The organism is Lactiplantibacillus garii, assembly GCF_003885105.1.
Classification (GTDB): Bacteria; Bacillota; Bacilli; order Lactobacillales; family Lactobacillaceae; genus Lactiplantibacillus; species Lactiplantibacillus garii.
On the sequence record NZ_QWZQ01000009.1, the window covers coordinates 33,775 to 51,916 of the forward strand.

Below are 18,142 nucleotides of genomic sequence, written 5' to 3' on the forward strand. Positions count from 1 at the left end.
TAACACCCAAAATACTAAAGCGAGCAACCACCCGATCGTCAGGCGGTTGCTCGCTTTAGTTTTACGTTCATGGGACCCGTCACTTATTGATAACTAGGCGTTTTATGCAAATTTAGCCCCGGCACAGTTAGCCGTGATTCGTTAGCGCCACTTCTTCCAACCCCACCAACTGGCAAGTCCCAGTGTCGTCAAAGCACAAACCACCGTTAACCACCGCCCCACTGTCAGTCCCGGAGTTTGGTAAGTTAGCTTGATGACGTGGCATCCCGCGCTTAACCGGGCGCCCACGAAGGCCTGGTCAACGACCTGAGTCGCTACGGCCTTACCGTCCACTTGTAAATGCCAGCCACTGGAATACGGAATCGACGTTGTTAAAACACTCGCCGCGGCAGTCGTCGTGGTAGTACCGGTGACCTGATTATCCGTCACTTTCAAGTGCTGCAACCCCTGCTTTTGTAGCCGCCGTGTTTGCTGGTGATAACGCCGGCCAAACGGCACCGCAACTAGCCGGGCGGATTTAAAATGCAGTCCCTTGATACTCGTAAAGTTTAACCCAATCGTCTTGCGCGCCGAGTGACTGTAACCCAAGTTGATAACCGCCTTAGTTCGAAGCTCGTAATCGGACATGTTGGTCGTCCCCAGCTGATTAAAACTAACCAGGTTATCAACCGTCTGGGCCGTTAAAGAATACCCGCTCGCACTCAAGTTGCCCTTTAACCCGTCACGTACGTCGTTGAGCGTATCAACTTTGGTATACGGCCGGTCCGTAAAGACGGTCGTATTTTGACTCGTCAACAGTTCGTTTTGAATTGACGAGCGGTCGTAAGAAATCCCGTCAAGTACGAGGTACAACTCCGTATTACGGTACCGTTGCGGGTGCTTGATCGTCAGTTGATACGGGATTTGGTGGCCCTGTACGTCACTGACCATTGATTTTAAGCCGTGGACGTTGGTCTGAGCGTTGCGCTGTAATAGTTGCTGATTAGCCTGAATCAGGCCGAGCAGTTTTTGACTGGGTGCGGTCATCCCGGTCGCCGGGGTCAACTGTTGCCGCTGCTTTGCCGTTAATTTCACGGTTTTGGCGGGCAGCGCACTGCTCAAACCATTGGACGTTCCCGTTGCGTGTTGATTCCGGTAAATAATAACTTTGTCGGTACTATCAAGTACCGCCGTATCGTCGGCTTGGACCGTGTACGCCACGCGCTGACCAATTTTTTGCGGACTGACCGTTTGAACCCCGCGTGCGCTCCCCGACGTCAGGACACCTTGTAAGAGGGCCTGTTCCTTATCCACCGCGCTCAGTTGCTTAAACTGGGTTGCGTTAAGCCGCCGCGTCTGGGTATAAACTAACGGTAAGGCGTCCTTAGACTTTAATAGGACCGTACCGGTATGGTTACTTAAGCCGTAAATAAACTGATCCGCGTAAACTCGCGGTTCACCGCTTTTCGTCCGCACCACGTCGTACCCGGCCGGTAACGCGTGCCCCTTTAACTGGTCTTCGCGGGCAAACAAGTACTGCACACCCAGTAAATTATTAAAGGTCGTCCGGCCGTTCAGCGTCCCTAACGGTGAATTCATCGCGTATTCGGAGTTGCCTAAAGTTTGACTTAAACGGCCCACGTCCGCGTTTTGGACGGAAAAGTACGACCCCACCGTATGGGTGCCCAACACCATTGGGACGTCACTTTCCGCGGAACGCATCGTGTAATAATCCGGCACCAGGGCCGTCCGATAAAAGGCCCCCGTTCGTGGTAACCCTTGTTGCGCACCGTCAAGGTAACCCTTGACCCACTTCATTGCCGTTCCCTGGCGGATCTGTTCGGTACTGTTCGCGTTGGTATTGGTACTGAGCCAGCCCAAACCGTTATTGACCAAGTTCAACGTCACCAGCGCAAGCAACAGCCCATTAAATTGCCGTCCAGTTAAGTGCAGACTATTCTTCGCCAGCAACAACCCGACTAACGCTAATAAAATGAAATAGGTCGCCAAGTCGTGCTTGCGAATGTTGAGGTAAAAGCCGTTAACTAACCACAGTAGGACTAACCACCCAAAGCTAACCCCAGCGATCCACTTTAAATCGGCCGCTGTCAAATCAGCCAAGTGATCCACTAGTTCCATCGTTGCGTACGCAAAGACTAACGTCGCGAGTAATAGCCAGCGGTTAGACGGTGTCGAAAAAACGTTAAAAACGGCCGCAAAACTGGGTAGCAAGATTCCGATGGTCATCACGATCAACACCCAGTTCAATACCCAGTAGCGTTTAAAGTGCCGTAACGTGTAAATCATGCTGATGAAGCTAATGCCGCTGAGCCCTAAGGTAATCCAATACTGGACGCTGCCCCCATTTGTGAGTAACCGGTTGGGCAGGTTAACGTAGTAGTTAATGGGGTACGTCCACAGACCGTTTGCAAAGTTAAAACTCGCCCGGGTAGCATGAAGCATCGCGAGTAACGTTGGTACCAAAATGATTCCGGCCATGCCGACACCCAGTAAAACGGCTACTAATAACCGCCAAAATAGCTGTCCAAACGAGCGCATCGGCGCGTGGGCTCGTTTTCTGGACCAAAAACGCACCAGCGCGTAGATCAAACTCCCCAGTGCCAACAGGTAGGCGAAGTAAAAGTTGCTCATAATCACGATGGCCGTCATCACACTTAACGGCAACCATCCCCGACCACGTAGGACCCGTTCGATGGCCCAACATAGTAACGGAAACCAGATCATCGGGAGCAGAAAAAACGGGTGGTGCATCCCCACATAAAACGTATACGCAGTAAACGTGTACGTCAGCGTCCCAATCAGCTGACTAAGGCGGCTAAAGTGAAATAGCCGACTGAAAGCTAAGAAGGCTAACCCCACACAGTACAGCCGTAACAAGATGAGGGCTTGGTACCCCCATTCGAGGTGCGCCGTTGGAATCAGTGCCACTAGGTAGTTAAACGGGTCCCCTACAACGTAGTAGGCGAAAGTCGTGAGTTGGTCGGCCCCCAAGCCGAGATTCCACGACCAACTAAACAGACCCTGTGAACCGCCCCGTAATATCTTTTGAAATTCCAGTAAGATTGGAAAATGCTGGGCGATTCCGTCCACTTCCCAGATGAGTGTCCGCCCCGCCAAAAAAAGTCCGCTATAACTAATTGTCGCAATGACGACAAACATGATGCTATACCAGACAACTAACGGTATTTTACGTCCTTTAATCACAAATTCGTTCCCCTTTTTTCGTCTTACAACGCTTGGTAAGCCCCATCACTTAATCCGAACGGTTGGCCATGACCAACCGAAAAAACAATGCCCTAATTTTACCATTAATCTTTGCGGGAACCGCGCTCTTCATCAAAATCTTAAAGAATAAACAACGACCGCGAGTAAAACTTTCAAGCCCATAAATCACTCAAACTAAACTGAGCAATTTATGGGCTTGATGGGTTGTAACAAGTTTTCAAAAGTCAGGTTTGTCCGTTGATGCTTCCACAACAAGTGACCTTTGATGCCTTCTTTAATTCACTTTTAGCCGTGCAATGGGGATTCGTGACTATCCTGAATTCGTTTAAACATCCGTTCCATGTCAGAGTTAGTAAAGTGGACCGTTACCGGCCGACCGTGGGGACAGTTAAACGGATTCTCACACGTCGGTAACTTAGCGAGTAAGGCCCGCGCCTGTTGATCATCAAGGTGGTGGTTCGCCTTGATGGCCCGTTTACACGACATCATAATGGCCGACTTTTCCCGAAATTGGGCCACGGTTAACTTATCATCCTGTAAGCACCAGTCCACCATTTCTTTGATGGTATCCTCCTCCTGGCCCGCTTTAAACCAAGTCGGGTGGGAATGGATGATAAAACTGTTACCGCCAAACGGTTCTAAGTGTAAGCCGAGTTCCGCTAACAGCGGTAACTTTTCTTTGATTTTTAAAACATCGCTCGTTGGGTAGTCCAACACGATGGGGACTAGTAAATTTTGCTGGTCCGCGCTAACTTCGCCAATGGCTTGCCGGTAGTACTCGTAGTTGATCCGCTCCTGCGCGGCGTGTTGATCCAAAATGTACATCCCGTCATCAGCTTCCGCTAATAAGTAGGTCCCGTGCATCTGCCCGAGGTAGCGCAATTGTGGAAACCGTTCGGTACCCGGCGCTTCACTCGTTGCCTTCATCTGCGGGGCCACTGCCGGCGCGGCGGAATCGGCGACTTGGCCAAACGGCAACGCCGGCGTTTCGCGTTGGTACTTCTGATCAAACGCCGTCACGTCACGGGCTTGTAAATCGTGGCGGTCACTGATCATAATTTGCCGGGGTTCCGGCCCCGCGGCAGTGGTTGCCGTTGCCGCTGCCGCTTCAGAGGGGGCTTCCGCCCCGCTGCTTAACGGGGTGCTAGTTTCCTCCGCAGAAGCAGTTTTACGTGCAGTGGTCGCCGAAGACCCCGTTGCGACCAACGACGCCGCAAAGTGTTCCACTGCCTGCGGACTGGCACTAGCGACGTGGTACTGTGACGACGCCGCGTTTAAATCAATCGCCAACTGGTCGGTACTCAGCCGTTCACGCCGGTGGCTGCCTAAGTTAGTCAGTGCGGATGGAATTAAGTTACCGTCCGCTAACCGGGCGGTAATGGTCGTACTAATGAGCTTGGCCAGCTCCGCTTCCTTGCTTAAACGAACCTCCTGCTTCGTCGGGTGGACGTTCACGTCAACGAGCAACGGGTCCATTCGTAAATCGATCACCGCGATGGGATACCGGCCCACCATTAACTTGGACCCGTAACCCTTGATCACGGCCTTGGTCAACTGTCGGTTTTTGATTGCCCGACCGTTGATCAGCACCGTCATGTACTGCCGGTTTGCGCGGGTCAGTTCGGGCAAGGCCACGTAGCCCTTTAATTGAAAGTCATCGGTTTGACCCGCAATTGCGACCATTTTACGGGCGTTTTGGACCCCGTAGATGCCCGCGATGACTTGTTGCAAATCACCGCGTCCCGCCGTTTTTAGCAGCTCCTTAGCATTATGAACCAACCGAAAAGCGACGTCTGGGTAACTCAGCGCTAACCGGTTCACCACGTCTAAAATGTTGGCGAGCTCCGTTTGCGGTGATTTTAAATACTTTAACCGGGCCGGGGTGTTGAAAAACAGGTCGGTCACGGTAATGTCGGTACCTTGGCGTAACGGCGCTGGCGCCTGGTGCAACAGTTTGCCACCACGGTAATGAATACTCGTTCCACTGCTCCCAGTACTCGTTGCCATCACGACGTCGGCCACCGAGGCGATACTTGGCAGGGCTTCACCCCGAAACCCAAGCGAATGCACCCGAAACAAGTCCTCACGCGACGTGATTTTACTAGTGGCATGGCGCTTAAAAGCGGTCAGCACGTCCTCTTCGGCAATCCCGTCACCGTTATCAATGACCCGGATCGATTGAACTCCGGATTCTAATACTAAAACGTCAATTTGACTTGCGTGAGCGTCCAGGGCATTCTCAACTAATTCTTTGACGACCGAGGCGGGCCGTTCCACAACTTCACCCGCAGCAATTTGGTCCGCTAATACGGTGGATAACTCATGAATTTTTCCCATCACCATCGGCCTTTCCGTTAAAATTTAAATCTATTTATTAAGCTTTTGCTGCCATTTGTAGAGCTGATTCATCACGTCCATCGGTGTCATCGCCATCAGGTTTAAGTTCTTGAGTTGTCCCAACACTTTTTCACCCTTAGCGTCCGCAACGGTTGGTTCGGCAAACAACGACAACTGTTCGTCGGTTGCCGCGCTGGCTTTTGGTTGCTGTTCCACTGGTTCCGGTTCGGGTTCCGCTGGCGTTGCGGCTACGGCGGATTGTGACTGCGCACTCACCGGAGTCGTCGGGTACGTCGCGGCACTTGCCGCCAACGAATCGGCCGTCGTCGATACCGTACTCGTTTGACTCTCCAAACTAGTCAGGATCGTCGTGGCACGTTTTAATAGGTCGGCCGGCATTCCGGCTAACTTCGCCACGTGGACCCCGTAGGACTTGTCCGCGGCCCCCGCCTCTACTTTGTGCAGAAAGACCAGTTCACCGTTTTGTTCAGTCGCCCCCACGTGCACGTTACGCAATCCCGTTAATTCTTGATCAAGGGCGGTCAGCTCATGGTAGTGCGTTGAAAACAACGTTTTAGCGTGAATGTGGTTATGCACAAACTCAATGATGGCTTGCGCTAACGCCATCCCGTCGTAAGTTGCCGTTCCGCGACCAATTTCATCAAACAAGACTAAACTATTGGCCGTCGCGTGCTGCAACGCGTTGTTAGCTTCCTGCATCTCAACCATGAAGGTACTTTGACCGGAGATCAGGTCGTCAGTCGCCCCAATCCGCGTAAAAATCTGGTCAAAAATTGGTAATTTCGCCGCCTTAGCCGGGACAAAACACCCAATTTGGGCCATGATCACGGTCAAAGCCAGTTGCCGCATGTAGGTACTCTTCCCGGACATGTTTGGTCCGGTGATCAACAGTACGGTCTCATCCGGTGCCATCTTAACGTCGTTAGGAACGTAACTCTGGTTGCCCATGACCTTTTCAACCACCGGATGACGCCCGTCTTCAATTTGTAAATCGTGGGACTTAGTTAACGTCGGCCGCACGAAGTGGTAGTCCTCACTAACGACCGCAAAGCTTTGTAAGACGTCAATGGCAGCCACCGCCTTAGCCAACGTTTGGAGCCGTTTAATGGCTCCCTTAACGGTTTCGCGGACCTTGGTGAAGAGTTGGTACTCCAACTGAGTAGAATGGCTCTCAGCCTCTAATATTAAGGCCTCGTGTTCTTTGAGCTCAGGAGTACTGAAACGTTCGGCGTTGGTCAACGTTTGTTTACGTTCATAGCGGTCACTCGGTAACTGTGCCAAGTTCGCTTTTGTGACTTCGATGTAGTAACCAAAGACCCGGTTGAACCCAATTTTTAGGTTCTTGATACCGGTAACCTGCCGCTCCTTAGCTTCTAATTCCGCGATCCATTTTTTCCCGTTATTCATCGCGTCACGGTACTTATCCAGTTGCGCATCGTAACCGTCCTTAATGACGCCACCATCCGTTACGGATAACGGCGCTTCCTCAACGATCGCCTGATCAATTAGATTGGCTACGTCTTCCACGGGGTCCAATTGACGCACTTCCGCATCAAAAATTTTGGGATCTAATTCCGATAAGATATAGCGAATCTTAGGAATTTGACGTAACGACGTTTTTAACTGGATCAAGTCGCGACCGTTGACGCTCCCAAACGCGACGCGCCCCGCTAACCGTTCCAGGTCGTACACTTTAACGAGTTCTTCTTGTAAGTTACTCCGTTCAAAATAGTGGTCAAGTAAAGCCGCCACTTTATTTTGACGGGTTTCGATGTCCGCCTTAACGATCAGTGGGCGGTCCAGCCACTGCTTTAGTAACCGGCCCCCCATCGCCGTTTTAGTCTCATCAAGTAACCATAACAAGGTTCCCTGTTTTTTACCCGTCCGGATAGACTTCATTAACTCCAAATTATACTTGGAATTGTGGTCCAATTTTAAAAAGTACGACGGTTCGTAAGCCACCGCTTTTTGTAAGTGGGCCAGGCTCCGTTTCTGGGTAACCGTAATGTACATTAACAAGTGTTCCACCACTTGTTTTTCCAAGTCGACGGTCAAATCCTGTGTTAAATAACTTAACTCGGCCTGGGGTTCCACCTGATTCTGCTCAGAAATCAAAATGCCTAAGGTTTTAATTTGTTCGCGTAATTCGGCTGAAACCGAATCATCGACCACGATTTCTTTAGTTTGCAAACTGGTCAATTCGTTAACCAGCGCGTCGTTAGTCGTCAGCAGGCTGGTCTTTAGTTCACCCGTTGACAAGTCGGCGTACGCAAACCCCAGTTGCGACCCCTTTTGGATCAGGGCCGTTAAGTAGTTATTCGACTTCGCTTGCTCAGCACCGCGTTCAAGCGTCGTCCCCGGAGTGACGAGCTGAATAACCTCCCGTTTAACCATGCCCTTGGCAAGCTTGGGATCCTCCATCTGTTCACAAATGGCAACCTTGTAGCCCTTGTCAACCAGGATGTCGATGTAATTTTGGACCGCGCGGTGCGGCACGCCGCACATGGGAATGGGGTTCTCCGCCGAATGATTCCGCGTCGTCAGGGTCAGTTCGAGTAACTGTGCTCCCTTGATGGCGTCATCAAAAAACATCTCGTAAAAGTCACCGAGTCGATAAAACAAAAACGCATCGGGATATTGATTTTTAACGGCAAAATATTGACGCATCATTGGCGTATCTTTAGTTTTTTGTGGCACGAATCATTCCTACTTTCTTATTCCAAACTTTAATCATCAAAATACGGGTGGTCGGGATTAATCAAAATTCGTTGAATCTTTTGCGCGTGGCCGGTCTTTTCGTTCACGTCAATAACGCAACCGGATAACACGGCCGGACTATCTTCCTGAACGTTAAAGCGCGTCGGCATCTGTTCCAAAAACCGTTGGATGACGTTTTCCCGGGTCATCCCCAAAATGCCATTATACGGGCCGGTAAATCCGACGTCACTTAAAAAGGCCGTGCCCTGCGGTAACACCCGTTCATCACTCGTCTGAACGTGGGTGTGGGTCCCTACGACCGCGCTAACTTGACCGTCTAAATACCAGGCCAAGGCTTCTTTTTCACTAGTGGTTTCGGCGTGAAAATCAATAAAGATGTTCGGCGTCGTCTGGCGAAGTTCCGCAATCAGCGGTTGAACGGTCGTAAACGGGTCGGCTAAATTCTGTCCCATAAAGACGTTGCCCTGCAAGTTGATCACGGCTAATTTGACCGTGTTCACCTTCACAACGGTATAGCCCTGACCGGGAGTCGTCGCCGGCGGAAAATTCAGTGGTCGCACCAGCTTTTTGGCCCCACCGATAAAATCAAAAATCTCGTTATTGTCCCAAGTATGGTTGCCCATCGTAATCACGTCCGCGCCAGCACTCAGAAAATCCTTATAAACTTCCTGACTAATGCCCCGGCCCCGCGTGGCGTTTTCACCATTAACGATGGTCACTTGCGGCTTGTAGCGCCGCTTTAATTTAGGTAAGTACGTGGCAACGGCGGTTTGGCCAACGTTACCCATGACGTCCCCGACAAATAAAATTCGCATAGATTGCTCCCTTGTTTAACGTTATACCAACTATTTTAGCATTATTTACGCCAGAAAACCGGCCTGAATTTTACGTACGTTCTTTCAAAATTCACACGCAATATCCCGATAGTCATCCATTTTTACACGGCGCTAATCGAAAAAATAAGCCTGGGAAACTTTTCCCAGACTTACTCGTTTACTTAGCGTAGTCAACTGCTCGAACTTCCCGAATAACGGTAACTTTAATGTGTCCGGGATATTCAAGTTCATTTTCAATTTGCTTTTTAATATCGTGAGCCAAAACGGTTGCCTGTAAATCAGAAATCTCGTTTGGCTTAACGATAACTCGAATTTCACGACCAGCTTGGATGGCGTAACTCTTCTTGACACCCGTTTCATCGTTAGCAATCGCTTCAAGTTTTTCAAGTCGGTGAATGTAATTCTCCAGCGACTCGCTCCGAGCACCTGGCCGGGCGGCTGAAATTGAATCAGCCGTGGCAACCAGTACGGCAATAATCGATTTTGCTTCAACGTCCCCGTGATGGGACGCGATCGTATTGATTACAACTGGACTTTCCTTGTACTTCGTTGTTAATTCCACGCCAATTTCAACGTGTGATCCTTCGACCTCATGATCGACGGCTTTACCAATATCGTGTAATAATCCTGCGCGTTTCGCGAGTGTAACATCTTCACCAAGTTCAGCGGCCAAAACGCCCGCCAACTTCGCAACTTCAATTGAGTGATTTAAAACATTTTGACCATAACTGGTCCGATAATTCAACCGGCCGACTAACTTGATCAGGTCGGGATGCATCCCGTGTAACCCGAGATCAAAGACGGTTTGTTCACCGGTCTCACGGATTTTTTCATCCATTTCTTTACGTGCCTTTTCAACCATTTCTTCAATCCGTGCCGGATGAATCCGGCCGTCTTGAATCAGTTTTTCCAGCGCGATTTTTGCGATCTCACGACGAATCGGATCAAAGCCACTCAAAACGACCGCTTCGGGAGTATCATCAATAATTAAATCGATTCCCGTTAACGTTTCTAACGTTCGAATGTTTCGACCTTCCCGTCCGATAATCCGGCCCTTCATGTCGTCATTTGGTAAAGAAACCACTGAAACGGTGGTTTCGGAGACCATATCGGCCGCACTTTGTTGAATCGCTTGGACAATTAAGTTTTTGGCTTCTTTTTCAGATTGCGCTTTCACTTCGTCCGTATTTTCTTTGATCATTACGGCCCGTTCATGCGTTAATTGTTCCCGCGTTTGGGTTAAAATCTGTTCACGTGCTTGGTCTTGCGACAAAGCCGCGACCTTTTCTAACTCAGCTTGACGTTGCGTGATTAGTGAAGCTGCACTTTGTTGCTGCTGTTCAACGCGTTTTTGTTCACTGGCAATTTTATCTTCCTTCTTGCCCAGAACGTCTTCGCGTTTTTCAAAAGTATTTTCTTTGTGATCCAAAGTTTCTTCACGTTGGAGCAAACGGTCCTCTTGCTTTTGCACTTCGTTCCGTCGTTGCTTCAATTCATTTTCAACTTCGGTCCGGTAACGGTGACTCTCCTCTTTAGCTTCCAGGATTTTTTCCTTTTTATGAGTCTCCGCAGACCGTTTGGCCTCAGAAATAATACCTTCGGCGGTGTTCTTAGCTACGTCCAATTCCTTTTCGTGGACATTCTTACGAACATAGTAACCAATCCCATAACCGACAACAATTGCGATGACTGCGAGGATTATACCGAAAACATTCATGTTTCCACCTCCGCATCACCAAAATCCAGTTAACATAAAATCAACTACAAATTTTCAGATGTTATATTTTGATTATTTACACACTTGTTATTCTAATGTTTGCGGGGGGGAGTGTCAACTTAAAGTCCTATGTGAACCGGTAAGACTACGGGCATTAGCGCCGTTTTAAATGATAAAAACGCCTAAAGCAACCGCTTTAGGCGTTTCTGAATCTTTATTTATCGTTTTGATCGTCACCCAAGTCCAACGCGGTCGGATCCGCTTGGCTGTCCGCCGTTTCATCCTCGGCATCACTAGCCGCGTCCATACCGTACGCGTCACGAACTTTCTGGCGAATTTCCGCCATCACGTCAGGATGTTCAACCAAGTACTTCTTGGCATTTTCACGTCCCTGACCAATCCGGTCATCACCGTATGAGTACCAAGAACCACTCTTCTTAACGATGTCCTTATCGGCAGCCATGTCGACAATTTCACCGGTCTGCGAGATTCCTTGACCATACATGATGTCAACTTCGGCCCGTTTAAATGGCGGCGCTACCTTGTTCTTAACCACTTTAATCCGCACACGGTTCCCGATGATATCGGTCCCGTCCTTGATTTGTTCCGCCCGCCGAACTTCTAGGCGAATCGTAGCGTAGAACTTCAAGGCCCGGCCACCAGGCGTGGTTTCGGGGTTACCAAACATCACCCCGACCTTTTCACGAATTTGGTTGATAAATAACGCAATCGTCTTCGTCTTGTTTAGCGTCCCGGAAAGTTTCCGTAACGCTTGTGACATCAACCGGGCTTGTAGCCCCACGTGGGCGTCACCCATTTCACCTTCGATTTCAGCCCGCGGAACTAAGGCCGCCACTGAATCGACTACTAAAATGTCCACGGCGCCACTTGAAACCAAAGCGTCCGCAATTTCAAGTCCCTGTTCACCAGTATCGGGCTGGGAGAGTAACAGGTCGTCGATGTTAACACCGAGGTGTTCCGCGTAAACTGGATCTAACGCGTTTTCCGCATCAATATACGCTGCGGTACCACCCTGCTTTTGAACTTCCGCAACGGCGTGTAACGCGACGGTCGTCTTACCGGAACTTTCTGGACCGTAGATTTCAACGATTCGGCCCCGGGGATAGCCCCCTACGCCTAACGCATCGTCTAAGGCTAATGACCCACTTGAAACGGTGGAGATTTGGGTTTGAGCCGCATCGCCCATCCGCATAATGGAGCCCTTACCAAAGTTTTTTTCAATCTTCTTTAAAGCAGCATCGAGTGCCGCTTGCCGTGCATCAGCCAAATTATTTCCTCCTTTGGTGCTCGTTTTCACTCTTAATATCATAGCGGTTCAAACTAAGAAATGCAAGCAAAAAGCGAACAAAAGTTCGTATTATTTTTAAAGCTGGTGATCAGCCATTAGCGCGTGCCGCAACAAGTCCAAACCGACCAACACACTCCGTTCACGAATCTTTTGCCGATCACCGGCAAAGTGGTATAGCTTACCAATCGTCGGTTGATCCCGGTAAGCTAGGCCAATCCAAACCGTACCAGCCGGCTGATCCTCAAGTGCGTCCGGTCCGGCCACGCCGGTGAAGCTCAACGCCGCATCCGTCCCCAGTTGGGCCCGGGCACCGTCCGCCATGGCAATCGCCGTCGCTTCCGACACAACGCCGTCTTGGTCAATCGTAGCTTGGGGCACGTTTACTAACTGGTGCTTGGCCGCGTTAGCGTAGGTGACAAAGCCCCCGGGGAAGATGGCGGAAACCCCGGGCACGCCGCCAATCGTACTCTGAAATTCACCGGCTGTTAAACTTTCCGCGGCGGTAATGCTGAGCTTAGCCTTAATCATCGCGTTGATGACAACTTTGGCCAACGAGTTATCGTCGCCGTAACCATAAAAATAAGGGCCCACCTTAGCCTTAATTTGCGTTTCAACGTGGTCAAGGGCCGCCTTGGCCGCCGCCTGCGTATCAGCCTGAGCACTAATACGCAACGTGACCTCGTTCGTCTTGGCGTACGGCGCAATCGTCACACTTCCCTGTTCATCGATCATGGCCTGTAATTCGGTAACTAGTTGAGATTCACCGATGCCAAAGAAGCGTAAGACGCGTGAATAGATTTGGGATTGTTGGCCGTAAGCCGCTTGTAATTTAGGCTTAGCCTCCGTATCAAACATCATCGTCATTTCACGGGGTGGCCCGGGTAACAGCAAAAAGTCGGCTGAATCCGGAGACTGGTAAAAGGCCCCGACCGCTAATCCGTTATGGTTAGTGAGCGGCGTTGCGCCCTGCGGATACAGTGCCTGCAACCGGTTATTAGCCGTCATGACTTTGCCCGTTTGTTCAAAGCGGTTGGTAATGACTCGCATGGCCGCGGCGTCTTCCACCAACGGCACGTTTAAATATTGAGCTAACGTTTGTTTTGTTAAATCATCCTTCGTCGGCCCGAGTCCCCCGGCCAAAATGACCAGGTCGTTACGTTGGGCCGCAATTTCAATCACGGTTGCTAAGCGTTTGGGGTTGTCCCCAACAACCGTTTGGTAATAACTATCAATGCCTAATTCAGCTAACCCCTGTGCAATGTGGGTACTGTTGGTATTGGTGATCTGCCCGAGTAAGATCTCGGTACCGACCGCAATAATTTCTGCTTGCATTATAATTAAAAGCCTCCTCATAGCCATCATCAGACTATGTTCAGTATCGGCGTTAGTCCGACTAGCTTGCGACCAGCGTCTACACTAAGTATATACGAAAAAAATTTGAGCGCCCATTAAAAAGGTTGCCGTAAAAAGAGTATGGGCCAAAACGGTTAAAGCTCAGCTTCACGACTTAAATTTGCACAAAGACGAGCGCCATTTTGCTCGTCCGTGGTGCCGAAACGGGTGTCAAAAGCCTGTTTGTTCTGCTTAATAAAAATCAAGAGGCTGTGACAAAAGTCACAGCCTCTTTCCATCTCTGAATAATTATTGCCTAAACGGGTGTCAAAAGTCAGCGGGCTCCGCTTAACCCCGTATGTCAAACAATCCAAGCCCAGGATTATTCGCCATCCGCCGTTAATGCTCACCAGCTAACCGACTTTTGGCACACGCTGTTTACTTAGTCTATTTAAATCCGTCTGAAAAAACATCCCGATTCTGGACAAAATAATCGATGCCCGAGTAAATGACAAAGAATAGGCAGACGTACAACATAATCAGCGCAAACGGCACGTGGATCGCCGCAAACAACACGTTGTTTAATAACAAAAAGATAATGGCAATCATTTGAGTCGTAGTCTTAATCTTGCCCGGCATGGCTGCTGCCATGACCTTACCATTGTTTTCAACGATCAATAACCGTAACCCGGTCACGGCCAATTCCCGACACATGATAATGGCCACAACCCAGTCCGGCGCCGCGTTTAACCGCACCAAAATAATAAAGGCCGTCATAACCAACATTTTATCCGCTAACGGATCAGCAAACTTACCAAAGTTGGTCACCAGGTGTTGGGAACGGGCAATTTTACCGTCCGCCAAGTCGGTCAACGAAGCCACTGCAAAAATGACCGTCGCCACGACCTGCGTTACGGGAATGGTCGTCCCCGCCCACACAACTTGTCCCCAACTTAATGGTAATACCATAATCAGGATAAACACGGGAATCAGAATAATACGAAAAACGGTTAACTTATTGGGTAAATTCACGATAATACTCCTCCGTCACGGTCTATTTAATGGTTAACGTAATCGTCCGGACTTGGGACGTACTATTATTCGGGTTAAAGTTAAACTTCTTCCCGTTGATCGTAACCGACGTCGCAACCGCGTTACCAAATTGGAACTTAACCGTGGACGCGTTACTTGGTAACGTGACGGTGTGTGAGCCGTTTGCCGTCAAGGTTCCTTGCCAAGTTTGACTCCCGTTCGTTGTTACGGACGTCCAGGCCGCCTTAGTCGACTTAATGACCACCTTGTTCTTCGTTGCACCGTTAGTTAACGTGTAGGCCGTGTCGCTGCTACCGTTAGCCTTGATGGTTTGTTTGTTAGTCGTCGTCTTCTTCGAACTAGATTTAGCACTACTGCTTGCTTTAGAACTAGCTTTACTGCTGGACTTTTTCGAACTGGAAACTTCAACCGACGAACTGGTTGCGGTTGCCGAACTAGACGTGGTGTGCGTCCGGGCAGCCATGAACCAAATGAAAAGTAGAATGATCACGACGATTGCCGTTACGATGATCGTTGGTAGGTAGTTACGAACTCGGCCGGCTGGCGTGTTAGGGTCCTCGCGGCTCGCGCTGCGGGTCAGTTGAACTTCATCTACGTTTTGGACGTAAGTTTCCGCGTGCGTGGTGGGTAATTCGTCACTGTATTCTTCCAGTAAAGAATTACCGTCCAAATCAACGGTGTCGGCGTACTGTTTCACAAACGCGCGGACGTAAAAATCGCCTGGCAACTTGTCAAACTGTTCGTCTTCAATCGCAATCAAATACCGTTTTTGAATCTTAGTAATTTGTTGCAAATCGTCAATTGTTAAACTTTTGGCGATGCGGGCCGCCTTTAGGCGTGCGCCGATCGTACTTTTTTCTTCACTATTTTCACTCATTGACCTTTTCTCCACCCTAAGTCTATTTTCATAATCTTACGAATCTTAGTATATCACAGCCACTTTAGTAAACCGTCGCCGTACCATTAATTTTCAGATTTCTTTAATTCTTCCGCTTGGGGCCGAATCTGGTACTCGCTGATTGCTTGGGACTTCAATAACTGGCCCGCAACGGATTCCACGTCCGCTAAGGTTAACTGGTTAAGCACTTCCGGTTCGTCAAATAAAGTTACCGAACCAAATAACCGTTGATCGTACCGGTTAGCAATCGCTTCAAGCGAATTAGTCATGAAAACGACCCGGCCGATCATTTCTTTTTTGACTAGGGCCAGTAAGTCTTCTTGACCAGTAATGGCCGTTTGCCAATTTTCCAAGACGTCAATAACCGCCGCGTCAAACTTCGCCGGATCATCGCTTTCCCCGCTAAAGGTTAGGAAGTTAAACCCACTTTGAAGTTCAAAGTCGTAGCCAAAGGTATCGTCAATAACGCCCGCGTCGTACAACCGCAAATAATTCTGGGACGTATCACCAAATAACATCTCGAGTAATACGTTCACGGCCGCACGGTACTTCAGGGCTGGCATTCCGGCCGTAATTGGCTGTAGGCCCTTGACCCCTACAATTGACTTGGCCCGGCTAACCGGCATTTCAATGGTCCGGTAAGGGATGATATCGTGCCCGTCTTCGGCGGTGGCCGGAATCTTACGTTCAATGGGTTTAAAATCGGCAAACGTCTTAGCGGATTGGTTTGCTTCGATCCAACTTAAAACTTCGTCGGGGTCCAGTTTACCGACAATAAACAGGGTCATGTTCTCGGGATGATAAAACGTCCGGTAAGCCGCGTACAAGTCCTCAGCGGTAATTTTAGCAATGGACTGCGTGGTCCCCGCAATGTCGTACTGTAATGGGTGGTTCGGGTACAAGTTACCAATCATGCCAAAGTATAACCGCCAACTGGGGTCGTCGTTATACATTTCAATTTCTTGGCCAATAATTCCCTTTTCCTTCTCGACGGTTTGCGTCGTAAAGTACGGGTCCTGTACAAAATCAAGTAACGTTTCCAGGTTCTCCTTCAGATTGCGGGTCGCTGAAAACAAGTAGCTTGTTTTAGTAAAACTCGTAAAGGCGTTGGCACTGGCACCGTATTCCCCAAACGTTTGAAATGCGTCGTGGTCGGCCTTTTCAAACATTTTGTGTTCCAAAAAGTGTGCGATACCGTCCGGAAACCGGTGCAACTCATCCCCACCAGCCGGAACAAACGTATTGTCAATCGAACCGTAGTTGGTCGTGAAGGTTGCGTAAGTTTTATGAAAGCCGGCCTTAGGAAGCATGGTCACGGTCAACCCGTTGCTCAGCTTCGTTTGGAAACAGCTTTCGTTAAATTGCTCATATTTTTTTACTTGCATGTTTGCGCCCCACTCAAGAAGAACCCGTCGTTTAGGGTTACCATCTTAGATACTTCGATAATCTGCTCCCTAGTCACCGCCTGGATCCTTTGTAACCATTCGGCGTCCGGTAGGCTCTGTTGCGTCAAATCGTCGATCAATGCTTGAATTGCAAAGGTCCGTTGGCTATCCAAACTGGATTCAAAGTCGTTGATCAAGCCTAACTTCAACTGATCAACCAGTTCGTCGGTAAAATCACCATTTTGAATGGCCGTTAACTGTTCCCCAATAATTGCCAAAACTTGGTCGTGCTTTTTGCTATCGATCCCCGCCTGCACTTTCATCACGCCCCTAAAAGTGTCCAACGAGCTGCTGGCGTAATAGGCCAAACTAGCCTTTTCACGGACGTTCATAAACAGTTTCGACAGTGGTGACCCACCGAATAATTCGTTAAACACGAGCGCCGCGTAATAGTGATCCCCGCGGTAAAAGACGGGCAAGTCATACCCTAAGTTCAGTTTAGCTTGACTCAAAGCTTGAATCTCGCTGTTTTCAACGTATTGGCGCCGGTTTTGATGGCGGTAGAACGGCTTGGGGCGCGCCGTTAAACGGTCGGTAAAGCCCACCGCCTGCCACTGTGCCAGGACGGCCGCCTCATCGACATCGCCCATGACAATGATGTCAATTTGGTCGTCTTTAAGCAGGGACTGATAATAGGTAAACAATTCCTTGGCCGTAATCGTTTCCAAGTCCGCCACGGTCCCGTAGCTCGGCACTTGTTGCGCCGGTTCATCTTGGAACAACGCCGCGTTTAACCGTTGGGCAGCGTAATACTGCTTATCGTCCGCAACCGATTTAATGGCGGCCTTTAGATTGGTCACTTGCCGGTCAAACGTGGGTTGATCAAACTGGTCACCAGTAACCAATGGTTTTAAAATAACGTTTTGTAAAAATTGAATGGCTTCGTGGGTCAGTGGCTGATCAGTCGTTAAATACTGTTCGTTGGCCACCGTTAACGCTAAGCGTAAGTTGTGAGTCGGTCCTTTGCGACTAACTCCCGCACCGAACGCCGCACCGTACATGGCCGCTAACGCGTTCGCTAGTGCCCGCTGATCCGGATAATCCGCGGCACTCGTTTCCAATAAGTTGGAAAGTAACGCCCGCTTCGTGATGGTGTCCCGCCGCAGCGGTGCCCGGAAATTCACGATAATTTGATTGGTTTTAAATTGATGACTCACAACCGTCGTCAATTGAACCCCTTTTGCTAACTGAGTTTGCAATTCAAATCCTCCTTGCATATGTAATAAATAATAAGCGAAAGCCCGGTTTGAC

The 18,142-nt window shown here is 49.5% G+C and carries 11 protein-coding genes; all 11 read right to left on the minus strand.

Annotation, left to right across the window (positions count from 1 at the left end):
* Nucleotides 1–141: 141 nt before the first annotated feature.
* The gene (locus D1831_RS04015) at nucleotides 142–3,204 is read right to left on the minus strand and encodes a YfhO family protein (protein WP_125071641.1); all 3,063 of its coding nucleotides are present in this window, start codon (nucleotides 3,202–3,204) and stop codon (nucleotides 142–144) included.
* A gap of 306 nt (nucleotides 3,205–3,510) precedes the next feature.
* Nucleotides 3,511–5,562 carry a DNA mismatch repair endonuclease MutL gene (mutL, locus tag D1831_RS04020; protein ID WP_125071642.1) on the minus strand — a complete coding sequence of 684 codons (2,052 nt, stop codon included), beginning with the start codon at nucleotides 5,560–5,562 and terminating at the stop codon, nucleotides 3,511–3,513.
* 30 nt (nucleotides 5,563–5,592) lie between these two features.
* Nucleotides 5,593–8,280: a DNA mismatch repair protein MutS gene (gene mutS / locus D1831_RS04025; RefSeq protein ID WP_125071643.1), complete on the minus strand. Its 2,688-nt coding sequence runs from the start codon at nucleotides 8,278–8,280 to the stop codon at nucleotides 5,593–5,595.
* 29 nt (nucleotides 8,281–8,309) lie between these two features.
* Nucleotides 8,310–9,116 (minus strand): TIGR00282 family metallophosphoesterase, encoded by an 807-nt coding sequence (locus tag D1831_RS04030; RefSeq protein WP_125071644.1) that lies wholly within the window; start codon nucleotides 9,114–9,116, stop codon nucleotides 8,310–8,312.
* Nucleotides 9,117–9,294: 178 nt separating this feature from the next.
* On the minus strand, nucleotides 9,295–10,854 hold the full coding sequence (gene rny / locus D1831_RS04035) for a ribonuclease Y (RefSeq protein WP_125071645.1): 1,560 nt from the start codon (nucleotides 10,852–10,854) through the stop codon (nucleotides 9,295–9,297).
* A 214-nt stretch (nucleotides 10,855–11,068) separates the two neighbouring features.
* On the minus strand, nucleotides 11,069–12,142 hold the full coding sequence (recA, locus tag D1831_RS04040; protein WP_125071646.1) for a recombinase RecA: 1,074 nt from the start codon (nucleotides 12,140–12,142) through the stop codon (nucleotides 11,069–11,071).
* A gap of 96 nt (nucleotides 12,143–12,238) precedes the next feature.
* Nucleotides 12,239–13,495, minus strand: a complete 1,257-nt coding sequence (locus D1831_RS04045; RefSeq protein ID WP_125071647.1) for a competence/damage-inducible protein A — start codon at nucleotides 13,493–13,495, stop codon at nucleotides 12,239–12,241.
* Between the two features lie 447 nt (nucleotides 13,496–13,942).
* Nucleotides 13,943–14,527 (minus strand): CDP-diacylglycerol--glycerol-3-phosphate 3-phosphatidyltransferase, encoded by a 585-nt coding sequence (gene pgsA, locus D1831_RS04050; RefSeq protein WP_125071648.1) that lies wholly within the window; start codon nucleotides 14,525–14,527, stop codon nucleotides 13,943–13,945.
* Nucleotides 14,528–14,549: 22 nt separating this feature from the next.
* Entirely contained in the window at nucleotides 14,550–15,425 is an 876-nt protein-coding gene (locus D1831_RS04055; protein ID WP_125071649.1) for a helix-turn-helix domain-containing protein, read from the minus strand.
* A gap of 86 nt (nucleotides 15,426–15,511) precedes the next feature.
* On the minus strand, nucleotides 15,512–16,831 hold the full coding sequence (gene yfmH, locus D1831_RS04060; RefSeq protein WP_125071650.1) for an EF-P 5-aminopentanol modification-associated protein YfmH: 1,320 nt from the start codon (nucleotides 16,829–16,831) through the stop codon (nucleotides 15,512–15,514).
* Nucleotides 16,822–18,090, minus strand: a complete 1,269-nt coding sequence (gene yfmF, locus D1831_RS04065; RefSeq protein WP_225422768.1) for an EF-P 5-aminopentanol modification-associated protein YfmF — start codon at nucleotides 18,088–18,090, stop codon at nucleotides 16,822–16,824. Before yfmF ends, yfmH begins: the two co-directional genes overlap by 10 nt.
* Nucleotides 18,091–18,142 lie beyond the last annotated feature (52 nt).

Excerpts from the sequence above, each read along its gene's own strand:
- rny (WP_125071645.1), bottom strand. The coding sequence starts at position 10,854 with ATGAATGTTTTCGGTATAATCCTCGCAGTCATCGCAATTGTTGTCGGT.
- D1831_RS04030 (WP_125071644.1), bottom strand. The coding sequence starts at position 9,116 with ATGCGAATTTTATTTGTCGGGGACGTCATGGGTAACGTTGGCCAAACC.
- D1831_RS04055 (WP_125071649.1), bottom strand. The coding sequence starts at position 15,425 with ATGAGTGAAAATAGTGAAGAAAAAAGTACGATCGGCGCACGCCTAAAG.
- yfmH (WP_125071650.1), bottom strand. The coding sequence starts at position 16,831 with ATGCAAGTAAAAAAATATGAGCAATTTAACGAAAGCTGTTTCCAAACG.
- D1831_RS04045 (WP_125071647.1), bottom strand. The coding sequence starts at position 13,495 with ATGCAAGCAGAAATTATTGCGGTCGGTACCGAGATCTTACTCGGGCAG.
- mutL (WP_125071642.1), bottom strand. The coding sequence starts at position 5,562 with ATGGGAAAAATTCATGAGTTATCCACCGTATTAGCGGACCAAATTGCT.